18 protein-coding genes are annotated in these 21,740 nt (G+C 71.2%); 6 read left to right on the top strand and 12 right to left on the bottom strand.

Features of this window, described 5'->3' with window-relative positions; translation table 11 throughout:
• Window positions 1-253 precede the first annotated feature (253 nt).
• The 4 genes from OG306_RS12375 (at window position 254) to OG306_RS12360 (ending at window position 4,704) form a co-directional block, all read left to right on the top strand.
• Complete coding sequence (locus OG306_RS12375; RefSeq protein WP_266746248.1) at window positions 254-1,675, top strand: LAETG motif-containing sortase-dependent surface protein; 1,422 nt, start codon at window positions 254-256, stop codon at window positions 1,673-1,675.
• A 247-nt stretch (window positions 1,676-1,922) separates the two neighbouring features.
• Window positions 1,923-3,587 carry an energy-dependent translational throttle protein EttA gene (gene ettA, locus OG306_RS12370; RefSeq protein WP_266746247.1) on the top strand — a complete coding sequence of 555 codons (1,665 nt, stop codon included), beginning with the start codon at window positions 1,923-1,925 and terminating at the stop codon, window positions 3,585-3,587.
• Between the two features lie 5 nt (window positions 3,588-3,592).
• The gene (locus OG306_RS12365) at window positions 3,593-4,015 is read left to right on the top strand and encodes an acyl-CoA thioesterase (protein WP_266746246.1); all 423 of its coding nucleotides are present in this window, start codon (window positions 3,593-3,595) and stop codon (window positions 4,013-4,015) included.
• On the top strand, window positions 4,012-4,704 hold the full coding sequence (locus tag OG306_RS12360) for a hypothetical protein (protein WP_266746245.1): 693 nt from the start codon (window positions 4,012-4,014) through the stop codon (window positions 4,702-4,704). Before OG306_RS12365 ends, OG306_RS12360 begins: the two co-directional genes overlap by 4 nt.
• 109 nt (window positions 4,705-4,813) lie before the next feature.
• Here the strand turns inward: OG306_RS12360 and OG306_RS12355 are convergent, their stop codons facing one another.
• A complete protein-coding gene (locus OG306_RS12355) occupies window positions 4,814-5,218 on the bottom strand; it encodes a globin (RefSeq protein ID WP_266746244.1) in 405 nt (134 codons plus the stop codon).
• A gap of 166 nt (window positions 5,219-5,384) precedes the next feature.
• On the opposite strand from OG306_RS12355, the gene OG306_RS12350 reads away from it, so the two are divergent.
• The gene (locus tag OG306_RS12350; protein WP_266746243.1) at window positions 5,385-6,368 is read left to right on the top strand and encodes a methyltransferase domain-containing protein; all 984 of its coding nucleotides are present in this window, start codon (window positions 5,385-5,387) and stop codon (window positions 6,366-6,368) included.
• A 50-nt stretch (window positions 6,369-6,418) separates the two neighbouring features.
• On the opposite strand, the gene OG306_RS12345 is transcribed toward OG306_RS12350, so the two are convergent.
• The 4 genes from OG306_RS12345 to OG306_RS12330 all read right to left on the bottom strand — a co-directional run bounded on the left by OG306_RS12345 (window position 6,419) and on the right by OG306_RS12330 (window position 13,025).
• Window positions 6,419-7,555 carry an FHA domain-containing protein gene (locus tag OG306_RS12345; RefSeq protein WP_266746242.1) on the bottom strand — a complete coding sequence of 379 codons (1,137 nt, stop codon included), beginning with the start codon at window positions 7,553-7,555 and terminating at the stop codon, window positions 6,419-6,421.
• Between the two features lie 107 nt (window positions 7,556-7,662).
• Window positions 7,663-9,021, bottom strand: a complete 1,359-nt coding sequence (locus OG306_RS12340; RefSeq protein ID WP_266746241.1) for a vWA domain-containing protein — start codon at window positions 9,019-9,021, stop codon at window positions 7,663-7,665.
• A gap of 108 nt (window positions 9,022-9,129) precedes the next feature.
• Window positions 9,130-10,512: a protein phosphatase 2C domain-containing protein gene (locus OG306_RS12335; protein ID WP_371665277.1), complete on the bottom strand. Its 1,383-nt coding sequence runs from the start codon at window positions 10,510-10,512 to the stop codon at window positions 9,130-9,132.
• Window positions 10,509-13,025, bottom strand: a complete 2,517-nt coding sequence (locus tag OG306_RS12330) for a tetratricopeptide repeat protein (protein WP_432762232.1) — start codon at window positions 13,023-13,025, stop codon at window positions 10,509-10,511. Before OG306_RS12330 ends, OG306_RS12335 begins: the two co-directional genes overlap by 4 nt.
• Between OG306_RS12330 and OG306_RS40905 the strand changes: the two genes are divergently transcribed.
• Complete coding sequence (locus OG306_RS40905; RefSeq protein ID WP_432762231.1) at window positions 13,003-13,353, top strand: hypothetical protein; 351 nt, start codon at window positions 13,003-13,005, stop codon at window positions 13,351-13,353. The genes OG306_RS12330 and OG306_RS40905 overlap by 23 nt on opposite strands.
• Window positions 13,354-13,452: 99 nt before the next feature.
• Here OG306_RS40905 and OG306_RS12325 read toward each other — a convergent pair whose 3' ends face one another.
• From OG306_RS12325 to OG306_RS12295, 7 genes are all read right to left on the bottom strand, one after another.
• Window positions 13,453-14,778, bottom strand: coding sequence for a hypothetical protein (locus tag OG306_RS12325; RefSeq protein WP_266746238.1), 1,326 nt, complete (start codon window positions 14,776-14,778; stop codon window positions 13,453-13,455).
• Between the two features lie 103 nt (window positions 14,779-14,881).
• Window positions 14,882-15,937, bottom strand: coding sequence for a glutamate ABC transporter substrate-binding protein (locus OG306_RS12320; RefSeq protein ID WP_266746237.1), 1,056 nt, complete (start codon window positions 15,935-15,937; stop codon window positions 14,882-14,884).
• Window positions 15,938-15,948: 11 nt separating this feature from the next.
• The gene (locus OG306_RS12315) at window positions 15,949-17,340 is read right to left on the bottom strand and encodes a hypothetical protein (protein ID WP_371665275.1); all 1,392 of its coding nucleotides are present in this window, start codon (window positions 17,338-17,340) and stop codon (window positions 15,949-15,951) included.
• A gap of 353 nt (window positions 17,341-17,693) precedes the next feature.
• Window positions 17,694-18,668 carry an N-acetylglucosamine kinase gene (locus tag OG306_RS12310; RefSeq protein WP_266746236.1) on the bottom strand — a complete coding sequence of 325 codons (975 nt, stop codon included), beginning with the start codon at window positions 18,666-18,668 and terminating at the stop codon, window positions 17,694-17,696.
• A complete protein-coding gene (locus OG306_RS12305) occupies window positions 18,659-19,948 on the bottom strand; it encodes a 6-phospho-beta-glucosidase (RefSeq protein WP_266746235.1) in 1,290 nt (429 codons plus the stop codon). The genes OG306_RS12310 and OG306_RS12305 overlap by 10 nt, the downstream gene beginning before the upstream one ends.
• 3 nt (window positions 19,949-19,951) lie before the next feature.
• Complete coding sequence (locus OG306_RS12300; protein WP_266746234.1) at window positions 19,952-20,854, bottom strand: carbohydrate ABC transporter permease; 903 nt, start codon at window positions 20,852-20,854, stop codon at window positions 19,952-19,954.
• A 1-nt stretch (window position 20,855) separates the two neighbouring features.
• Window positions 20,856-21,737 carry a carbohydrate ABC transporter permease gene (locus tag OG306_RS12295; RefSeq protein ID WP_266752177.1) on the bottom strand — a complete coding sequence of 294 codons (882 nt, stop codon included), beginning with the start codon at window positions 21,735-21,737 and terminating at the stop codon, window positions 20,856-20,858.
• Window positions 21,738-21,740: the final 3 nt, after the last annotated feature.

The raw sequence follows: 21,740 nt of genomic DNA, 5'->3' as shown, positions 1-21,740 counted from the left end.
ATCTGACGGGAAGTCGGATCGGGACGGTGTCGAGGCGCCGCGCGCGATACCGGCGATAACGATTCCGATTCGGAATGGTTGTACGACGGTATGAGGGGGGATTGTTCATCTCTTCCTCCTTAGGATTCCCCCGTACTCACGGGGTACTTGAGTCGACTGGCGAGACAGTCCCCACACGCGCATCAGGCGCGGAGGGTCTCGCCCGGAGGGGAATTCTGTGTTTTCTGCTTCTTCAGCGACCGTTTCGTCGTCCATGGAGACGACCCGTACTCCACGGCGGCGGGGCATGGCCCGGCTGGCCGCGTCGGTGATGGCATCCGGTCTGGTCATGGCAGGCGCCCTTGTCGGCGCGGGCAGTGCGGTCGCCGACGAGGCGCCGCAGCATCAAGGTGGCGCGGCCGCGGTCCTGGACGGGTTGAAGACCTACGACCGCGCCGTGCTCCACGCGGGCGGCAGGAATCAGACGCTGCCCGCCGGACTCTTCGAGATGACCGTCGACGGCGGCGGCAAGCTCAAGACGTACTGCATCGACATCAACAACCCCACCCAGAACCAGGCGAAGTACCTGGAGACCCCCTGGGACCAGACCTCGCTCGGCAGCAACAAGAACGCGGGCAAGATCCGCTGGATCCTGGAGCACTCCTACCCGCAGGTCGACGACCTCGCCGCGCTCGCCAAGCAGGCCGGCACGGGACCGCTCACCGAGAAGACCGCGGCGGCTGGCACCCAGGTCGCCATCTGGCGCTACTCGGACAACGCGGATGTCGACGCGACCGACGGCCAGGCGGAGAAGCTCGCCGACTGGCTGGAGCACAACGCCGTCGACCAGGCCGAGCCCAAGGCGTCCCTCGCTCTGGACCCGGCCGCGGTCTCCGGCAAGTCCGGTGAGCGGCTCGGTCCGGTCACCGTCCACACCAACGCGGGCCAGGCCTCCGTGACCCCGCCCGCCGACGCCGCCAGCGGCGTCAAGGTCACCGACAAGAGCGGCAAGCCCGTGACCGTCGCGGCCGACGGCGCCGAGCTCTACTTCGACGTGCCGGCGGGCGCCACCGACGACTCGGCCTCGCTGACCGTCCAGGCCACCACGTCGGTGCCGGTCGGCCGGGTCTTCGCCGGGGTGACCAAGAGCCAGACCATGATCCTGGCCGGCTCCAGCGTGTCCACGGTCTCCGCGACCGCCAACGCGACCTGGGCCAAGCAGGGTGCGATCCCGGCCGTGTCGGCGAAGAAGAACTGCGCCAAGGGCGGCGTGGACGTCACCGCGGCCAACCAGGGCGACGAGGCGTTCACCTTCGAGCTGGCGGGGGCGGAGCACACCGTCGAAGCGGGCAAGTCCGAGACCGTGACCGTCCCGGTCGCCGAGGACCAGGCGTACGACATCACGGTGACCGGCCCTGGCGGCTTCACCAAGACGTTCAAGGGCGTCCTGGACTGCAAGACGAGCGGCAGCGGCACCGGCGGCAGCGGCACCGACACCGACACCCAGACCGGCGGTGACAAGCCCGCCCCGGCCACGACCGGCGGCAGCTCGACCGGCGGCTCGGGTGACCTCGCCGAGACCGGTGGCTCCAGCGCCACCCCGGTCATCGCGGGCGTCGCGATCGCCCTCGTCGTCGTCGGCGGCGGCGCGGTCTTCCTCCTTCGTAAGCGCCAGACGCAGACCTCCGCCCAGTAGTCGCGAGAGCGGCAGGATCACGCCAGTGATCGTGGAGTGACGAACGACAGGCAGACGGTCACGCCTGCCTGATGACGGCCCCGGTACGCGTCCGCGTACCGGGGCCGTCGCATGCCGCAGGACGCCGGTCGCGGTGGCCGGGGGCCGGGACGGGGCGTACCGCGGAGCGGACTGGTTTCCGTCCCGGGATGGACGTCAGGCAAGATGGGGTGTATCTGCCCACACATCGATAGCCGGACGGTTTCTCTTGGCTGAGTACATCTACACCATGCGCAAGACGCGCAAAGCGCACGGCGACAAGGTGATCCTCGATGACGTCACCCTGAACTTCCTGCCCGGCGCGAAGATCGGTGTCGTGGGCCCCAACGGCGCCGGTAAGTCCACGGTGCTGAAGATCATGGCGGGCCTGGAGCAGCCGTCCAACGGTGACGCGTTCCTGTCGCCCGGTTTCAGTGTCGGCATCCTCATGCAGGAGCCGCACCTCGACGAGTCGAAGACGGTCCTGGAGAACGTCCAGGACGGCGCCGCCGAGATCATGGGCAAGCTCAAGCGCTTCAACGAGGTCGCCGAGCTCATGGCGACCGACTACTCCGACGCGCTGATGGACGAGATGGGCAAGCTCCAGGAGGACCTGGACCACGCCAACGCGTGGGACCTGGACGCACAGCTGGAGCAGGCCATGGACGCCCTGGGCTGCCCGCCCGGCGACTGGTCGGTCGTCAACCTCTCCGGTGGCGAGAAGCGCCGCGTCGCGCTCTGCAAGCTCCTCATCGAGGCCCCGGACCTGCTCCTCCTTGACGAGCCCACCAACCACCTCGACGCCGAGTCGGTGAACTGGCTGGAGCAGCACCTCTCCAAGTACGCGGGCGCCGTGGTCGCGGTCACCCACGACCGTTACTTCCTGAACAACGTCGCCGAGTGGATCCTGGAGCTCGACCGCGGCCGCGCCCTGCCCTACGAAGGCAACTACTCCACGTACCTCGACAAGAAGGCCACCCGCCTCAAGGTCGAGGGCCGCAAGGACGAGAAGCGCGCCAAGCGGCTCAAGGAAGAGCTGGAGTGGGTCCGCTCCAACGCCAAGGGCCGGCAGACCAAGTCCAAGGCCCGTCTCGCCCGTTACGAGGAGATGGCGGCCGAGGCGGACAAGATGCGGAAGCTGGACTTCGAGGAGATCCAGATTCCGCCGGGCCCGCGGCTCGGTTCCATCGTCGTCGAGGTCGAGAACCTCTCGAAGGCCTTCGGTGACAAGGTCCTCATCGACGATCTGTCGTTCACGCTGCCGCGCAACGGCATCGTCGGCGTCATCGGTCCGAACGGCGCGGGCAAGACCACGCTGTTCAAGATGATCCAGGGCCTGGAGACCCCCGACACCGGCTCCGTCAAGGTCGGTGACACGGTCAAGATCTCCTACGTCGACCAGTCCCGCGCCAACATCGACCCGAAGAAGTCCCTCTGGGCCGTCGTCTCGGACGAGCTGGACTACATCAACGTCGGCCAGGTCGAGATGCCCTCGCGGGCGTACGTCTCCGCGTTCGGCTTCAAGGGCCCGGACCAGCAGAAGGCGGCCGGCGTCCTGTCCGGTGGTGAGCGCAACCGCCTCAACCTGGCGCTGACGCTCAAGGAGGGCGGCAACCTGCTGCTCCTCGACGAGCCCACCAACGACCTCGACGTCGAGACCCTGTCCTCGCTGGAGAACGCCCTCCTGGAGTTCCCGGGCGCCGCTGTGGTCATCTCCCACGACCGCTGGTTCCTGGACCGCGTCGCCACGCACATCCTGGCGTACGAGGGCGACTCCAAGTGGTACTGGTTCGAGGGCAACTTCGAGTCGTACGAGAAGAACAAGGTCGACCGCCTCGGCGCCGACGCGGCCCGCCCGCACCGTGCCACGTACAAGAAGCTCACGCGAGGCTGATCGTCTTGGCACGTCACATCTACAGCTGCCCGCTGCGCTGGTCGGACATGGATGCCTTCGGCCACGTCAACAACGTGGTCTTCCTCCGCTATCTGGAGGAGGCGCGCATCGACTTCATGTTCCGGCTGGCGCCGGGGGACGGCTCGCCATCCTTCTCGGGCGGGTCCGTCGTGGCCCGGCACGAGATCGACTACGTGCGTCCGCTGGTCCACCGGCACGAGCCGGTGACCGTCGAGTCGTGGGTCACGAAGATCGGCGCCGCGTCGCTGACGATCGCGTACGAGATCAAGGACCCGGAACAGGTGTACGTCCGGGCCTCGACCGTCGTCGTGCCCTACGACCTGGCCGAGGAGCGGCCCCGGCGGATCTCTGCCGAGGAGAAGCTCTTCCTCCAGCAGTACCTGGCCGAGGAGCCCGCCGCAGCATGACGGTGCCCGTACGGTCGCTGGAGTTCGCCGACACGAGGGAGGCCGCGGATCTCGCGGCCTTCCTCGGCCGGCTGCTCCACTACGACCGGGCCGCGGCGGTCCGGATGCAGGCGGGCGGCGGTGCGCTGGCCGTGTTCGGCAGGCCGCCGTCGTTCGAGGTCCTGGCGATCCGGGCGGCCCAGCTGACCGGATCGCATGAGTTCGACGTCACGGTGTCCGCCGGTGAACTCCTCGAATCCCTCGATGTCGAGGGCGCGGTGGCAGCAGGTTCGGGTGCTCTGCCCGCACCCGTCACCGGGCCGCCGTGGACGGGTGTCCTCCCGCCCCGCGGCGGCTGGCGCGAACTGCCGGGCCTGCCCGGTCCCGTCACTCTGCGCACGGCGGTCATCGCCGCGGTGGCGGAGTTCCGCTCCCGCGACGAGGCGCTGCCCGAGGAGCGCCGTACCCGGGCGGAGAGGGACCTGATCGGCCGCGAGATCTGGTCACGCGCGGTCGGACGCACCGAACTTCCGTTGCGGGCCGTCCACGCCGCCCAGTCCCTCGGCTTCCTCCGCCCGTCGCCCGACTTCCCGGTCGCCCTGCTCACGGCCGGATCCTGGCTGCGGCTGCGCACCCCGTACGGCTCGATCGCCCTGCGCGGCCCGGGCACCGGGCTCGGCACGCTCGCCGTGTCGGTCGGCGCGGGCTGAGCAGGACCGCGCACCGGGCCGGCCGAACCGCCGGCCCGCCAGGGACGTGATCAGCCCCCGGCAGCCCGCCTCCCGCCGCACCGTGTGCCGCGAGCGGCCGGAACGGACCTCAGCCCTCGGTGTTCACCATCGAGGCGGCGGCATACGTGAGGTAGTCCCACAACTGCCGCTCGTGCTCCGGCTTCAGGCCGAGCTCTTCGAGGGCGACCCGCATGTGGCTCAGCCACGCGTCGTGCGCGGCCCGGTCCACCCGGAACGGGACGTGCCGCATCCGCAGCCGCGGGTGTCCGCGCTGCTCGCTGTAGGTCCGGGGCCCGCCCCAGTACTGTATGAGGAACAGCCTGAACCGCTCCTCGGCCGGGCCCAGATCCTCCTCCGGATACATCGGCCGGAGCAGCGGGTCCTCGGCAACCCCCTGGTAGAAGCGGTGCACCAGGCGCCGGAAAGTCTCCTCGCCGCCGACCTGCTCGTAGAAGGTCTGCTCCTGCAGCGTGTCGTGCGGAATCTCAGTCACCCGTCCATCGTCGCAGACGCACCGGCCGAGGACCTGAGTCCTAGGACCCCGGACCGCGGACTCCGGCCACGGGACCTCCGCCGCCGGACCTCCACTGCCGGACACTCGCCATCCGAACCCGGCCCGGTTCCTGGCCCCGGGGCCCGGGGCGCAGGAAGGTGGAGGTATGGACGACGCACGCCCGGATCCCTTCGCCACGGCCGCCGCCGAGGAGCGGTGGGCGATGGTGCGCGGGATCGTGGCCGGCGGGGGGCTGACCGACCCGGCATGGCGGGCCGCGTTCGAGGAGGTGCCGCGGCATCTGTTCGTGCCGTACTACTACGCCGGTGGCGGAGCGGACCGCCTGTGGTGCGAGGACCCCGACCCGGTCAGGCGGGCCCAGTGGCTGCGCGGGGCGTACACGGACGGGGCCGTGGCCACCCGGATCCGGGACGGGGAGTTGATCTCTTCGTGCAGCCAGCCGTCGCTGATGGCGCGGATGCTCGAAGAGCTGGACGTACGGGACGGGCAGCGGGTCCTGGAGATCGGCGCGGGCAGCGGCTACAACGCGGCACTGCTCTCGCACCGGCTCGGCGACGACGCCGTGACCACCGTCGACCTCGACCCGGAGATCACCGAGTCGGCCCGCCGGCATCTGGCGGCGGCCGGGTACCGCCCGGCGGTGATCACCGGGGACGGGACACGGGGCTGGCCCCCGCGCGGCCCGTACCACCGGATCATCGTGACCTGCACCCTGCCGTGCGTACCGCAGGTCTGGCTGGACCAGTGCGTGACGGACGCGCGGATACTGGCACCGTTCGCCACCGGACTGATCGCGCTCCGGGTGAGCGAAGGGGAACACGGCAGGTACGCCGAGGGCCGGTTCCTGCACACGCCCGCGTACTTCGTACCGCTGCGCGGCACACTGCCGGGGCCCGTGCGGCGCCCACGCCTCGGTACCCTGCCCCGGCGCGTCAGCGAGAACCAGCTCTTCCGGTTCCTGCTGACGCTGACCGGGGCCGCCCTCGACCCGCGCGAGGCCCTCGCCCTGTGGCAGCGCGAGCGCCGTCCCGAACGGGAGAGGTTCGGCATCACGGTCCAGAACGGGCGGCAGTGGGCCTGGCTGGACGACCCCGAGGGACCGTACGTCTGGCCACTGCCCAGCGGGTAGCGCGGACCGGTGCGAGGCCGGTCCCCGGTCGGTCTGCGGCCGGTCCGAAGTCAGTCCCGGCGGATCGTGATCGTCGTCCACGCCCCGACATGCACCTGGTCGCCGTCCTGGAGCGGCACGGGGACGTACGGCTGGATCGGGTCCTCGGCGCCGTTGAGCGTGGTGCCGTTGGTGGAGTTCTGGTCGACCACGGCCCAGCTGCCGTCCGGCTGCTGCACCAGCACCGCGTGCTGGTGCGAGACGCCCGGGTCCTCCGGCGGCACGGACAGATCGATGTCCGGGGACTCGCCGGTGCTCTGCCTGCGGCGGCCGATGGTGATCTGGTTGCCCGTCAGCGGAAGCTGCTGCTCCGGTGAGTACGCGGGCAGGTTGAGCCCGGTCGCCTCGGGGCCGCTGCGCTGCATCATCGCCAGGAAGTACTCACGGTCCGGGGCGATGACCGCGGTCCAGCTCGCGGGTGGCTGGTTCTGGCCCGGGAACTGCGGTTGTTGCTGTTGTGGGGCCGGCGGCTGCGGAGCCTGGGCCGACGGCGGCGACAGCATCCAGTCGGCGTCATCGCCGGACCGGAGCGGCTGCGGCGGCTGCGACTGCTGCGGCGCAGGCGGGGCGGTCGGACCGGGCCGTCCGAACGCGGGCGGCGCCGACTGCTGCTGCTGGAAGGACGGCGGCGGCCCCTGCTGCTGGAACGGCTGCGGGGACTGGGGCCCCGGAGCCGGGGGCGGGGGCGGCCCGGGGCGGCTGCCCTGGTCGGGGGAGAGCGGCTCGGCCGGGCGGTTCACCTGCGAGGGTCGCGAACTCTGGTACTCGAACGGGTCGCGCTGCTGCTGGGGGCCCGGCGGCTGCTGCGCCTGGAAGCCCGGCGGCAGGTTGAGACCCGGCGGAGGGCCGGGAACGCCGTGCGGCGCCAGCGGTGTGTACGACGTCGCGGTGTTCGTGAGGAAGTTCCAGCGGCACTCCTCGCAGAACGGCGCCATCGCCTCGCGCGGCGTGCGGCACTGCGGGCAGAGTTCGGCCTGCTGGGTCGCGTCCGGGCCGGGGCCCGGCTGGTAGCCGTAACCGGGGGCGGGCGGCGGGGGAGGCGGCGGGGGGACTGCACCCGCAGGCGCGCCCGCCCCGGTCATGCGATGTCCGCAGACCTCGCACCAGTCGTCGGAACCCGACTGGTGTCCGTTCGGGCAGGTCGGCATGTCGGCGCTTCCCCCTCTCCTCGTCCGGCCCCGGGGGCCGTTAATTTCTGCTGCACTTCGCCACCCGGCACCGGATCGCTCCGGCCGGACGGCTCGACTCTGTGTGGCTATTTCTTGACGCGCACGGTCTTGGTGGAGCGGGTTTCGAGTGTCATCGAGTCCGCTTCCGCGACCTTCGCCTTCAGTCGCACAGTACCGGTCGCCGCGTCGACGACGTCCACCACCTTCGAAAGCAGTTTTGCAGTTTCCTCATTCCCGGACGCCGATGCCAGCTGCACCGCACGGCCCAGTTTCGCGGTCGCTCCGTCGAAGTCTCCCGACTTGCGGGCATCGAGCCCCTGCTGGATGACTTGTGCCAGTTCCGCCTGCCCCGTGTAGTGCGCGACCTGCGGGTTTATCGAGGTGGACGCCACCATGTCCTCCGTCCACACCGCGCGTACCAGGCCCTGAGAAAGCGTCTGCGGCGCGCCGCCCGACGGGTCGGGAAGGATCAGCGAGACCCGGGACGCCAGCATCTCCTGCCCGATCCCGGCCTCCGGCACCTGTACACACACGTGGTAGTCGCGGGACTCGTCGCCCCAGGAACCCGTGGGGTAGTCACCGGCGCGGGGGCCCGCCGTGGTGCGGCGGCCGGTCAGATCGACAACCGTCGGCGCGACCTGTTTCACGAACTTGATCTCGACCCCGACGGGCGTCCAGAGCCGCAGCGCGACATCCGCGACCTCCTTGCCCATCGCGTTCTCCATCATCTGCGTGAAGTCCGCGGCCAGTCCCGCCGGGTCGGCGACGATGTCGGCCGTGCCGAGCAGCGCGGCGGCGACGGCTGTGACCTCTTTCACCTCCCAGTCGGTGCCGACACCGCGGGCGTCACACGTGAAGCGGCCCGCGCAGGATTCCAGTGCGGCCCGCAGATCCTCCGGCGCCTCGTGCTCGTTGCGGCCGTCGGTGAGCAGGATGCCGTGCCGGATCTCCACATCGGCGGCGCCGAGCAGTCGGTCGGCCAGCCGCAGCCAGGTGCCGATCGCCGTACCGCCGCCGGCGCTGAGCGCGCGCAGCGCCTCCTTCGCCCGGGCCTTCGTCTGCGCGTCGGCCACGGCCAGCCGCCCGTTGCCCGGGTAGACCTCCTTGGCGACGTGCGTGCCGCCGACCACGGCGAACGAGGTGCCGTCGCGCAGGGTGTCGATCGCGGCGGCCGTCGCATCGCGGGCATGGCGCATCTTCGTCGGCGGATAGTCCATCGAACCGGAGCAGTCGACCATGATCACCACGGCGGCCCCCGGCACCTGCCCGGACACGCGCGAAGGCGCCGCGGCCGCGCCGGACAGCGGGACGCCGCCGGTGGTGCCTCCTCCGGTCGAGGTGACCGTGACGATGGCGTTGACCTCGCGACCGCCCTCCGGCAGGTATTCGTTCTGGTACACCTCGACGGAGAACTGCGGCACGTGCGACTTGGAGAAGTTGGCCATCTGATCGGCTCCTTGAGACTCCAGGTGTCGGATGAAGACAGCTGTGAGGGAAGAAAAGCGGGCGAAGGCGCTGAGTTGGAATCGGAATCAAGCGTTACGGAACGGAACTCATGTGTCGTCGCACGCCGATCCTGCCCCCTGCGGCGGTACCGCGAACGGCAGGAGAGCCACTGTTACGTTGTCGTGGCCCCCACCGTCGAGCGCGTGACCCACCAGCACCTGGGCGCCGTGCAGCGGCCGCAGGTGCGCGTCGGCCGGCACCGCCGCGGCCATCTCGGCCGCCGACTCCGCGTAATTCCACAGGCCGTCCGTGCACACCACCACGAGACCGGGCCGGTCCGGTTTGAAGGACGCGGTGTGCGGCTCCAGCTCGTACGCGTCGGCGCCGAGCCACCCCGTGATGGCGTGGGCGCGGTCGTCGGCGTACGCCTCGGCCTCGTTCATCAGGCCCGCCGCCACCATCTGCGCGGCCCAGGAGTCGTCCTCGGTCAGCCGGGCGGGCGGGTTGCTGCGGTCGTCGGGCACCCAGTAGACGCGGCTGTCGCCGACCCAGCCGACGACCAGCAGGCCGCCCGCCATGACCGCGCCGACCAGGGTGCACGCCGGGGCGTTCTGGTGGCGGTGCAGATCGTGCTCCATGGCCCTGCCGGGTTCCTGGGCCAGGGAGTTGACCGACTCGGCGGCGGCGACGATCGCCTCGTGCATCGCCTGCTGCGGATGGGTGCCGCGCGACAGCGACTCCAGCAGCGTTTCGTTGGCGGCGCTCGCGGCGGCCGCCGAAGCCTCGTCGGGGCGGCTCGCCGAGGAGACACCGTCGCAGACGATCGCGACGACGGCCGGTGAGCCGTCGGGCAGCGCGGTGGTCGACACCGCGAACGAGTCCTCATTGCGGTGGTGGCGCAGGCCCCGGTCGCTGACGACGGCCACCGATTCGAGCTCCTGCTCCATGTGGTCGCGCTCGCGCGGCTGGGCGTGACCGCAGTTCTCGCAGTAGCCGTCGGTGTCGACCCGGCCGGCCCGGCAGGCCACACACAGCTTGGTGCCGGCCGGCGTCGTGGCGGACAGCTCCGCGGCGGGGGTGCGGGGATCGGGTGCGGGCGCCGATGCCCCGGCCGGCGGCGCGGCGGCGGGCGCGGCCCCGGACGTGGCCTCTTGTGCGGCCCCGGGGCCGGTTCCGGGCACGGCCCCCGGCGCGGCCAGCTCGAAGTCGCCCGGTCCGCCCGACCCCCCCGACCCGGCTGGTCCACCCGATCCGCCCGGTGCGTCGAACCGGACCGCTGCCGGGTGTTCCGCCGGAGTGCGGGCGGCGGACGCCGCGCCGTTCTCCGCAGGCGCGGCCATGGCGATCGTCGGGCGGTCCCGCGGCGGTTCGGGCACGGCCGACAGGTCGTACCCGCACGCACCGCAGAACAGGTCCCCCGGCTCCAGCGGCTCCTCGCAGCCGGGGCACTTCGACAAGGCCGTCTCCTGGGGCTTCTGCGACATTTTCACACCCACGTCCGGGGGCGGAAACGGTTGGCCCGCTCCACCAGTTCGATCCTCTCGTCGCCGGGCTCCGCAAGCCGGGCGAGCATCCGGTACGAACGCTCCAGCCCGAAACGCAGGCCACGTTCGTCCAACTCACTGCCGAGCAGTGTCTTCGGCCTGTCCGCCCCGGCAGACGCGTGCGCCTGCGGGTGCGAGGACGAAGCCGTGGGGCTACCGGAGAGTACCCAGTCGAGCGCCGTCCCCAGCACCTCTGTGGACAACTGCTCCCGGCGCACCGCGTCCAGACCGAAGCCGACCAGCCCCGACACCTGGGCCGAGGCGGCCATCAGATCGGCGATCAGCGGCTCGTCCGGCGCCCGTTCACGCAGCCGGGCCCGCACCGCGGCGACCCGGGCCGCCGTGTAGTGGATCGACGCCTCCGGCACGGACTCCAGCGCCCTGACGGCCCCGGCCCGGTCCCCGGCGGCGATTCGTACCCGGGCCAGGCCGAACGCGGCGCTGACGAAGCTCGGGTCGGTCGTCCACACCAGCCGGTAGTACTCGGCGGCGTTGTCCAGCTGGCCCAGGACCTCCGCGCAGATCCCCAGCGCCAGCTTGGGCGCCGGTTCACCGGGGAACGCGTCGTACACCGCGTCGAAGGAGAGCGCCGCGTTCTCGTTGTCGCCGGTCACCAGCGAGGTGACGCCGCGATACCAGACGACCCGCCAGTCGTCCGGATACGTGATCTCCAGCTCCGTCAGGGCCTGCCCCGCGGCGCCGAGTTCGCGCATCTCCAGGCGGGCGCGCAGCTCCCGCAGCCGGGTCTCCAGCGACGGCGCGGGTGCGGCCTGCAGCGCGCTGATCAGTTCGGCGGGTGCGGTGGTCATCAGGCCGGCGAGGAAGCCCGCGTTGGGGTCGCTCGCATCGACCCGGGGCACGGGCAGCGCGAGCGAGGTGGACGGCACGTCGAGCCCGGCCGGCCGGGGGCCTTCGGCGGCGTACGGAACCGACGGCGCGCCGGGATCGCCGACCGGGAGCCGGGGGCCCGGAATCGCGGCCTGGGTCTGCGCGTACGAGAAGGCCGCGCCGCTCTGGAGGGCGCCGCCGCGGAAAGCCGCGCCGCCCGGTCCCGTTGCGCCGCCGGCCCGGACGTGCGTGGGCGGTGCGGTCAGCGGACCGGCACCCGGCGCGGCGTAACCGGCCGCGGCCGGCGCACCCGCGGGCAGCGCGCCCGGCCCCGGTCCGGCGGGCGGCACCGCGGGCAGGACCGGGGCCGAACCCATGGCAGCGGCCCTCGCCCCGGTCCGCCGCCGCCCGGAGCGCCCGGACGGCGCCGACGCGGCAGCCCGTGCCCCCAGCCGGGACACATCGTCCATCAGCTCGGCGAACAACTGCGTGTCCGTGACCCGCACTTCCGTGCCGAACAGCGTCGACAGCGCCGGGCGCGGCCGCCCCGTCTGCAGCGACACCACCTCGCGCAGCACGCCCGTCAGCTGCTCCGCCATCTCCGCCGCCGAGGCGAACCGCCGCGCCGGATCCGGGTCGGTGGCCCGTACCAGCAGCCGGTAGAACGACTCGTAGGTCCGGAACACCTCGATGTTGTCCGGGTCCGGGAGCGAGTCCACGAAGACGTTGGTATAGCCCTGGAAGTCGAAGGTGAGCACCGCGAGCGTCCGGGCGACCGTGTACAGATCGGAGGCGACCGACGGACCGGTCTCCGCGACCTCCGGCGCCTGATACCCCACCGTGCCGTAGATGGCCGACTCGTCGTCGTCCATCCTGCGGACCGCGCCCATGTCGATCAGCTTCAGCTGGTCCTCGGTCTGGATCGCGTTGTCGACCTTGAAGTCGCAGTACAGCAGGTTGCGGCTGTGCAGATGACCGAGGGCCTCCAGCGCCTCGATGCCGTACGCGCACGCCTGCTCGACCGGCAGCGGATCACGCTTCCCCGCCGGGGTGCGGCGCTCGTTCGCGATTTCCTTGAGCGCCTTGCCGCCGACGTACTCCATCACTATGTAGCCGTCGAGCGAGCCCGTGCGCTGGTCGAGGTGCTCGACGAAGTTGTAGATCCGGACGATGTTGGAGTGCTCGATCTCGGCGAGGAAGCGGCGCTCCGAGATGGCGGCCGCCATGGCGTCCTGGTCACCGGTGTCCAGCAGGCCCTTGAGGACCACCCAGCGGTCCGACACCGCACGGTCGACCGCGAGATAGACCCAGCCGAGCCCGCCGTGCGCCAGACAGCCCGCGACCTCGTACTGGCCGTGCACGATGTCGCCCTCGCCGAGCTTGGGCACGAAGGAGTACGGGTGACCGCACTTGGTGCAGAACCCCTCCGTACGGCCCGCCCGTTCGCCCCGGGCCCGGCCCACCGGCGCCCCGCAGTCGGAGCGCGAACAGAACCGCTTGCGTTCCGGCACCTCCGGGTTCGCCATCACCGCCGAGCGCGGGTCCGGACGCGGCACGTCCGGCACCTGCACCAGGCCCGCGCCCAGCCTGCCCCGGCCGGACCCGCCCGTGGACGAACCGGAGGAACGCACCGAAACCGAACGGGACGTGGCGCCACCGGACAGCGAGCGCGAGAGCCGCCCCGAAACGGAACGCCGCGAGGTCGACGAACGGGACGAGGAACGCGAAGAGGCCCGGGACGAGGCCCGCGAACTGCTGCTGCTGCCCCGACTGCCTGCGCTGCCCCCAGTGCCCCGACTGCTCGCCCTGCCGCCGCCCGCGATCCCGGTGGGCGGCGAGCTCACCAGGCCGTCCCCAAGTTCTCGGCCGCGCTCGAACGGGGGAGACCCCACGGATGAGACGACCGGAGCCAGACCACAGGTGTCGCAGTACAGCTCACCGCCGCCCACGTCCTCGTAACTGCCCTCGCACTCGGGGCGCTGGCACTGCGTACTCATGGTCCGTCCCCCTGTTCGCCCCGCCGCCGCAGCGGCCCTTCCACCGTGTACGTAGACGTGCTCATCGCCGGTCCTCCGGACCCGACGCCTGGCGCTGGGACAGCAGTTCGGCCGCCGTCTCCTGGTAGCGCAGCACGGCCTGCGCGGCGACCCGCAGATCGCACGGCGCGCTCCACAGCATCCGGCGCGCCGCGTCGTACCGCTCGATCAGCAGCGGGTCCTCGGCCAGACCGTGCCGGGCGACCTTCGCCTTGTACGCGTCGAGCCTGCCGCGCAGCTCCGCCCGTACGGCCAGCGGGGCCGTGACCGCGGTCAACGCCGCACGGGCCCGCAGCAATTCCTCCTCCGCCTCCCGCTCCAGGGTCTCCAGGAGCGGGGAGAGCCGGTGCCACTGGGCATGCCTGCGGTACTCCGAAGCGGTGGCCAGCCGCTCCTGGAGCGCGGTCGCCGGACCGCTCACCGCGGGCACCTCGGACGCGGCGATCTTCGCCAGCACCTCGCCGCGCGCCGACCGGGCCTCGGTCAGGGTGCGGTCCGCGCGGGAGAGGACGTCACGCAGCTGGACCAGCCGCTGCTCGGCGTCCTGCCGGACCGCGAGCACGGCCTCGATCTCGCGGCGCACGTCGTCCAGGGCGCGGGCCGCCCGGTCGTAGCGCGTCGTGTCCGGGCGGCCGCCGCCGGGCGCCGAACTCCCGGGACCCGACAGCCAGAAGGCGAGCGGATCGGAGATCACCTGCACCCGCAGCGTGGTCAGCTCATGGGTGATCGCCGCCAGGTCGTCACCCGCCGGGTGCTCACCCGGGCGTACGCCGACGGAGTGCGCCAGCGAGCGGGTGCGGTGCAGCTCGGCGGCGAGCAGGTCTATCCGGGCGGGCAGCGCGGACCACACGGCGTCGGACGCGACGACCATGTCCAGCGAACGGGCGTACAGCTCGTTCATCCGGGCGACCAGCTCCTCCAGCGTGAACCGCTCGGAGAGCTTGGCCGGGCCCGTGACCGACGGATCGGGGCGGCCCGCCGCGTGCGCCACGGTGATGCCCTGGCCGCGCAGCAGTTCGGTGAGGGCCAGCAGATCGTCCCGGTTGGGGTACCGCCGACGCGCCCGCACCGTACGGGCCTCGGCCAGCGCCCCCGCGTAGGCGTCGAAATACCCCCACAGCAGCGTGATCGACTGCTCGGTGGTGGCCCAGCGCTCCTTGGTGACACCGGTCAGATCGGCGCCCTCCAGGAGCCGGCGGCCCGCGTGGTCCTGCAGGGCGAGGAGCGAGGTCTCGATCGCCTCGTGCTCCGCGCCCAGCCGGGCCAGCGCACGGTCCACCTCGTCCCGGTCCATGACCGGGCCGGGGGGCCTCCCCGCGTAGCCGGGGAAGGGGCCCGCAACGCCCATCGATCACCTCTCCGCTCCTCCTGCCGGGACGGGCCCGGCAGGATCAGGTCCACTGCCTCGCCGGCCGGGTCCGCGCCGTCGCGCACACCCGGCCGACCCGGCACTAGTTGCTCCGGTACTTGGGGGCCGGCGGCGCCGTTATCCCCGGCAGACCGTCCTCCAGCCAGTCCCGGTACGACCGCATCCAGCGGCTGTCCTTACCACCCCTGCGGTAGTCGACCAGTACCTGGTTGACCCGGGCCACCAGATCGTTCGCGCCGAGCTTCGTCGCCACGCCGTAGTACTCGGTGGTGAACGGCTTGTCGCCCTTGAGCTCGACCGCCGGGTCCTGGGCGGCCTGGCCGGCCGCCAGCGCGTTGTCCGTGACGATCGCGTCGACCTCGCCCAGTTGCAGCCGCACCAGGCAGTCCAGCTGGTTGGGGACGGTGAGCCGGTCCTCGTCGGCCGCCGTTCCGTCGTGCGGGTCCTTGAAGACCGCGCCGAACGACTGCTTCTCCAGCGCCTCGTAGGCGGTGGAGCCCTCGGCGGTGCAGATCCGCTTCCCGGCCAAGGACTTGTCGAACCCGGTGATCGTCGAATCCTTCGGCGCGAGGACCTGCTGCCCGGCCTGGAAATAGGCCGTGGAGAACGAGACCTGCTTCAGCCGGCTGCAGTTGATGGTCATCGTCCGGACGACGACGTCGACCTTGTCGTTCTGCAGGGCGGCGATCCGCTGGTTGGTGGGGATGGCCCGGAAGATCACCGCGTCGCGGTCGCCCAGGATGTTCTCGGCGATGGCCCGCACCAGATCGATGTCGAACCCTTCGAGCTGGTCCTTGTCCTTGTCCGCCGCCGGATTGCGGTATCCCCAGCTGAAACTGTTCTGGTCGACACCCGCGATCAGCTTTCCGCGCCGCTTGATCTTCTCGATGTCCGGACCGCTGTCGGACCGTGGCGGAAGGCTCGCCTCCGGGTCCGTGCAGTCGTCGGCCCTGGTCTGCACGGCCTGCGCCGTACCCAGCCCTGAGGCGTCACCGCCGAAGACGTCGGCGCCGCCGTGGGAGAGCGGCAGCAGGGTGAGCGAGGCCGTCACCGCGCAGGCCACGGCCATGCCCGTCACCCCGCCCCAGCCGCGCAGCCCGCCGCGGGTGGACCACCGGCCCGTGCGCTTCCTGGTCATCGCTCCCCCTCTCACCGGTACTCCGAGAGCCTGCGGTTGACTCCGACGATCGAGGCCACGGCAGCCAGTGCGGCCAGCGCCGCGGCCCCGGTCGGCAGCCCGCCCAGCGCCCCGCGCCCGTCCTTCGCGGCCCGGGTGAACTCGTCCTGTTCATGGGCGAGCGCCAGCTCCAGCGCGTCGTCCACCCGCTCGAAGGACTCACCCGTCGAGTCCTTCGGCCCGATGATCTGCGTCCGCGCACCCTCGTAGTCGCCACTGTCGTCGGCCGTGCGGGCGGTCCGGTGGCGGCTCTGCCACTCGGAGACGGCGTCGACGGCCTTCGTCACCGGCTCGCTCCCCCGGTCGTCGTCGGCAAGCTTCCCGGCTCTCCTCAGCTCCTCGCCGAGGGCCTTGATGTCCGTGGTGTAGTCGGTCTCGTACTTGTCGTTCTTGCCGTCCGGGGTGAGCACCGCGCCTCGGGCGACCAGAGTGAGGTTCTCATTTGCGCGCGCCTTCAGCGAGTCGATCCGCGCGTGGTTGAGGACATCGAGGGACTGCTGCCCGTTCACATCGGCGGCATGCAGCTCGGACCGCGCCACCGTGTGCCCCACGGCCAGCCACAGCAGCACCACGGTGGACGCCGCCGTCGCGACGAGCAGACCGTGGTTGAACACCCGGTTCGTCCGGCGGTAGTTGCGCCGCTGCGCCCAGAACAGCGCGGCCAGTGCCACGACTCCGAGCCCGAGCGAGAAGAACGGCCAGGCCCTGGCCGCGTCGTTGTCCCGGCCGAGTCTGCCGGTCTCCGCCGCGTACAGCCGCTCGGCGGCCGGCAGCAGGACGTTGGTCATCTGCTGGTTCGCGTACCGGAGATAGGCACCGCCCAGCGGCAGGCCCTGCCGGTTGTTGGCGCGGGCCCGCTCGATCAGGCCGGTGTACCGGGGGAGTTCCTCGTTGAGCGTGGTGATCTCGTGCCCGGACATGGTCGACGTGTCCGTGTTGGCCGCGGCCTTCACCAGGAGGCGGGACGCTTCCTTGATGTCCCTGTCGTACCGGTCGTGGACATCGCGCGGCTCCTGCGCCCCGGCCAGGAAGCCGCTCGCCGCAGTGGTGTCGGCGTCCGCCAGCGAGCGGTAGATGGCCGCCGCGTCGGCGCTCAGCGGCTGACTGCGGCCCACCACGTCGTCCGCGGCGGACGCCCGGTCGGCGATCTCGAAGGCCGTCACGGCCCCGAACGCGACGACGAGCAGGGCCAGTACGGCCCCGACGATCCGCAGCCTGCCCGGTTCGGTCGTCGCCGCGGCCCGCAGTCGTTCCGCCGTCACGGACCAGACGCCGCGCTGCGGCGGAACAGGCACGGTCGCGGGCACGGGCGGCTGCGCCCGCGGGTGTTCCGGCGCGGTGCGTACATTCGGCGGGTGTGTCACCCGACCTCCCCCTCGGTCACTGACGGTGGCCCGGCCCCCGGCCGGTCGGGGGATGGTGCCCGGCCAGAAGTATGGCCGCAGGGACCGACATCCACACCACGAACGCCCGGATCCTGCATCGATCCACGGATGCGATCACACGTACGAGGACGCGAGCACACGCACCCGGACGCGATCACACGTATTCGATCAAGGCCTGAGCCGCCGATCAAGCCGATCGGCGGACCAGTCCCCGAAGCGGACCGATCTCCCTACCCGTGAACACGTTCGGGACAACTGATCGGTTCCCGTACGCAAGGGGCATCCCGCGACGCGAATCGCCGCGGGACGCCCCAGGGAAGAGACCGGCCGGATCACCTGTACTGCGCACGCAGCCTCTCGCGGACCCCGGCCGCCGCCCCCATGTGGTCCAGGCCGAGCAGCGCGGCCCCCAGCACCGGCGGCTCCGTCACCACCCGGACGACCGCTTTCGGGGCGCGTACCGCGAGAAGTTCGGCGATCCTGCCGTCCAACCGCGGGTGCCGGGCCGCCAGCACGCTGCCGCCCAGCACCACCGGCGCCTCCTCGTCCAGCAGGTCCAGCCTGCCCAGCGCGACCGACGCCATCGCGACGACCTCCTCCGCCAGCCGGTCCACCAGCGCGCCCGCCACCGGGTCCCCGGCCGCCGCGGTCGCGAAGAGCACCGGAGTCAGCTCGTGCCGGCGCTCGGACCCGACCCGGCCCAGGTGCAGCGCCTCGATCAGCGCGTACATCGAGTCGAGCCCGAAGTGCGCGGGCAGCGTGCGCGCCAGCTCGGTCGGCTCACCGCGGCCGTCCTCGGCCCGTGAGGCGAACCACATGGCCTCCTCGGCCAGCCCCGAACCGCCGCCCCAGTCACCGGATATCCGGCCTATGGCGGGGAAGCGCGCGGTCCGCCCGTCCGGCACCATGCCGACACAGTTGATCCCCGCACCGCAGACCACGGCCACGCCCCGGGGCTCGTCCACCCCGGCGCGCAGTATCGCGAACGTGTCGTTGCGCACCTCGACCGTGCGGCCCCACTCCCTGCGGACCAGGGCCTCGGTCAACTCGGCCTCCTCCACCGGAAGATCGACGTTCGCCAGGCACGCCGACACATGCTCCACGCCGTCGACGCTCCGCCCGGACCTGGCCAGGGCCTGTCCGAGCAGCGGGGCCAGGACGTCCAACGCCGCCTCCACGCCGACGACCGGTGGCTGGAAACCACCGCCGCGGGCCGTCGCCAGCACTGTTCCGTCCTCACCGATCAGCGCCACATCGGTCTTGCTGTTCCCCGCATCGATCGCGAGGACCGAAACGTTCACGCCCACGCCAGGTGCTCCCGGTTGTGCGCGATCAGCTTGTCGGTGAGCGCCTCGGCATACTCGAACTGGCCGATCAACGGATGCGCGAGCAGCGCCTTGAACACTGCGTTTCTCCCGCCCGCCCGCCCGGTGTCCCGCCCCCCGCGAAGCGCGGCCTCCAGGGCGAGGTCCTCGTACGCCGTCACGTTGGCGATCAGACCGGCGTACAGCGGGTCCAGCTCCGGCACGGCGAGCGGTGTCGCGCCCGTCCCGTCGACCCTGGCCTGCACCTCGATCACCGCGTCGTCCGGCAGGAACGGCAGCGTCCCCCTGTTGTACGTGTTGACCACCTGCACCGGGCTGCCGCCCGAGCCGAGCAGTGAGGACGCCAGGTCCACCGCCGCCTCCGAGTAGAAGGCGCCGCCGCGCTTGGCGAGCAGCGCGGGCTTCTCGTCCAGCGCCGGGTCGCCGTACATGGCGAGGAGTTCCTTCTCCATCGCGGCGACCTCGGCCGCCCGGGACGGCTTGGTGCCGAGCTCCCGTACGACCTCGTCGTGCGCGTAGAAGTAACGCAGGTAGTACGAGGGGACGACGCCGAGCCGGTCGACGATCGCCCGGGGCATGCGCAGATCGGCCGCGATGGTGTCACCGTGCTCGGCGAGCAGCCGCGGCAGGACGTTCTCGCCGTCCGGGCCGCCGAGGCGGACCCCGAGCTCCCAGGTCAGGTGGTTGAGCCCGACATGGTCGAGGTGCACCTCACCGGGGGTGACGTCGAGGAGCCGGGCGAACTTCCGCTGGAAGCCGATCGCCACGTTGCACAGGCCGACGGCCTTGTGCCCGGCCTGGAGCAGCGCCCGGGTGACGATGCCGACCGGGTTGGTGAAGTCGATGATCCAGGCGTCCGGGTTGGTGCGGCGGACCCGCTCGGCGATGTCCAGGACGACCGGGACGGTGCGCAGCGCCTTGGCGAGGCCGCCGGCCCCGGTGGTCTCCTGGCCGACGCAGCCGCACTCCAGCGGCCACGTCTCGTCCTGGTTGCGGGCGGCCTGGCCGCCGACGCGCAACTGGAGCAGGACCGCGTCGGCGTCGGCGACGCCCGCGTCGAGGTCCGAGGTGGTGACGATCCTTCCCGGGTGGTCCTGCTTGGCGAAGATCCGCCGGGCGAGGCCGCCGACGAGTTCGAGACGGTCGGCCGCCGGGTCGACGAGCACGAGCTCTTCGATGGGCAGCGTGTCCCGCAGCCGGGCGAAGCCGTCGATCAGTTCAGGTGTGTAGGTGGACCCGCCACCAACTACTGCGAGCTTCATAGGTCAGCCCTTTACTCCGGTCAGTGTGACGCCCTCGACGAAAGCCTTTTGAGCGAAGAAGAAGACGAGGATCACGGGGGCCATGACCAGTACGGTCGCGGCCATGGTCAGGTTCCAGTCGGTGTGGTGTGCGCCCTTGAAGGATTCCAGGCCGTAACTGAGCGTCCAGGCGGCCGGGTTCTCGGAGGCGTAGATCTGCGGGCCGAAGTAGTCGTTCCAGGCGTAGAAGAACTGGAAGAGCGCGACGGCGGCGATGCCCGGCTTGGCCATCGGCACGACGACCCGCAGCAGTGTGCGGAACTCACTGCAGCCGTCGACCTTGGCCGCGTCGAGGTACTCGTTCGGAATGGTCAGCAGGAACTGCCGCAGCAGGAAGATGGAGAACGCGTCACCGAAGGCCATCGGGATGATCAGCGGCCAGAGCGTGCCGGACAGGTCCAGCTGCTTCGCCCAGAACAGATACATCGGGATGACGACGACCTGCGGCGGCAGCATCATCATCGAGATGACGAGCATCAGCGACAGATGCCGGCCGCGGAAGCGGAACTTGGCGAGCGCGTACGCCACGGGCAGCGACGACACGACGGTGAGGACGGTGCCGAGCCCCGCGTACAGCAGGGTGTTCTTCCACCAGGTCAGGAAGCCCGGGGTGTCGAACACCTTCCGGTAGTTGCTCCATTCGAAGGGGTGCGGCCACAGATCGCGGGTCAGCGCCTGCTGGTCGCTCATCAGCGAGGTGAGCAGCAGGAAGACGAACGGCAGCACGAAGAAGAGCGCGGCCGCGACGCCGAGCGAATGCACGGCGATCCAGTGCAGCAGCGCCTTGCGGCGTGCCGTGTGCTCGGCCGGGGTGACCGGTCGGGTCGCCCGGTCGGCTGCCTTGAGGGTGTCGAGACCCTGCGCCACGTCACTCACCTGCCTGGATCAGCCCGCTGCGGCGCCGCATCAGCAGTGCGGTGAACGCCATGGCGAGTACGAAGAGAACGAGCGCGACCACGCAGGCGGAGCCGTAGTCGAAGCGCTGGAAGCCGAGGTTGTAGACGAGCTGCGGAAGCGTCAGTGTCGACTTGTCGGGATACCCCGGTTCGAACTGCTGCCCGGAGCCGCCCATCACGCCCGAGGCGACCTTCCCCGCCACGAGTGGCTGGGTGTAGTACTGCATGGTCTGGATGATCCCGGTGACCACGGCGAACATCACGATCGGCGAGATGTTCGGCAGGGTGACGAAGCGGAACCGCTGGAACGAGGACGCCCCGTCCAGCGCCGCCGCCTCGTACTGCTCCTTCGGTACGTCGAGCAGCGCGGCCATGAAGATCACCATCAGGTCGCCCACCCCCCACACCGCGAGCGCGGTCAGCGCCGGCTTGGACCAGGTGGCGTCGGTGAACCAGCCCGGCGTGGGCAGTCCCAGCTCGCCGAGGATCGAATTGACCGGCCCCGTACCCGGGTTGAGCAGGAAGACGAAGCCGAGGGTCGCCGCGACCGGCGGGGCCAGGTACGGCAGGTAGAACAGGGTGCGGAAGACCCCGGCGCCCGTCTTGATCTTCGTGATCAGCAGTCCGACCCCGAGGCCGAACACCACCCGGCAGGTCACCATGACGACGACCAGCCAGAGTGTGTTGCGCAGTGCGGGCCAGAACAGCGGGTAGTCGGTGAAGACGAACGACCAGTTCTTCAGCCCGCTGAATTCCGGGGCCGCGAAACCGTCGTAGCTGGTGAAGGAGAAATAGAGCGTGGAGATCAGCGGGTAGGCGAAGAAGACGCAGAACCCGATCAGCCACGGCGACATGAA

The sequence above is a fragment of the Streptomyces sp. NBC_01241 genome (assembly GCF_041435435.1).
Taxonomy (GTDB): domain Bacteria; phylum Actinomycetota; class Actinomycetes; order Streptomycetales; family Streptomycetaceae; genus Streptomyces.
Note: the sequence above shows the minus strand (reverse complement) of the source record. Positions and strands in the feature narration are given on the sequence as shown.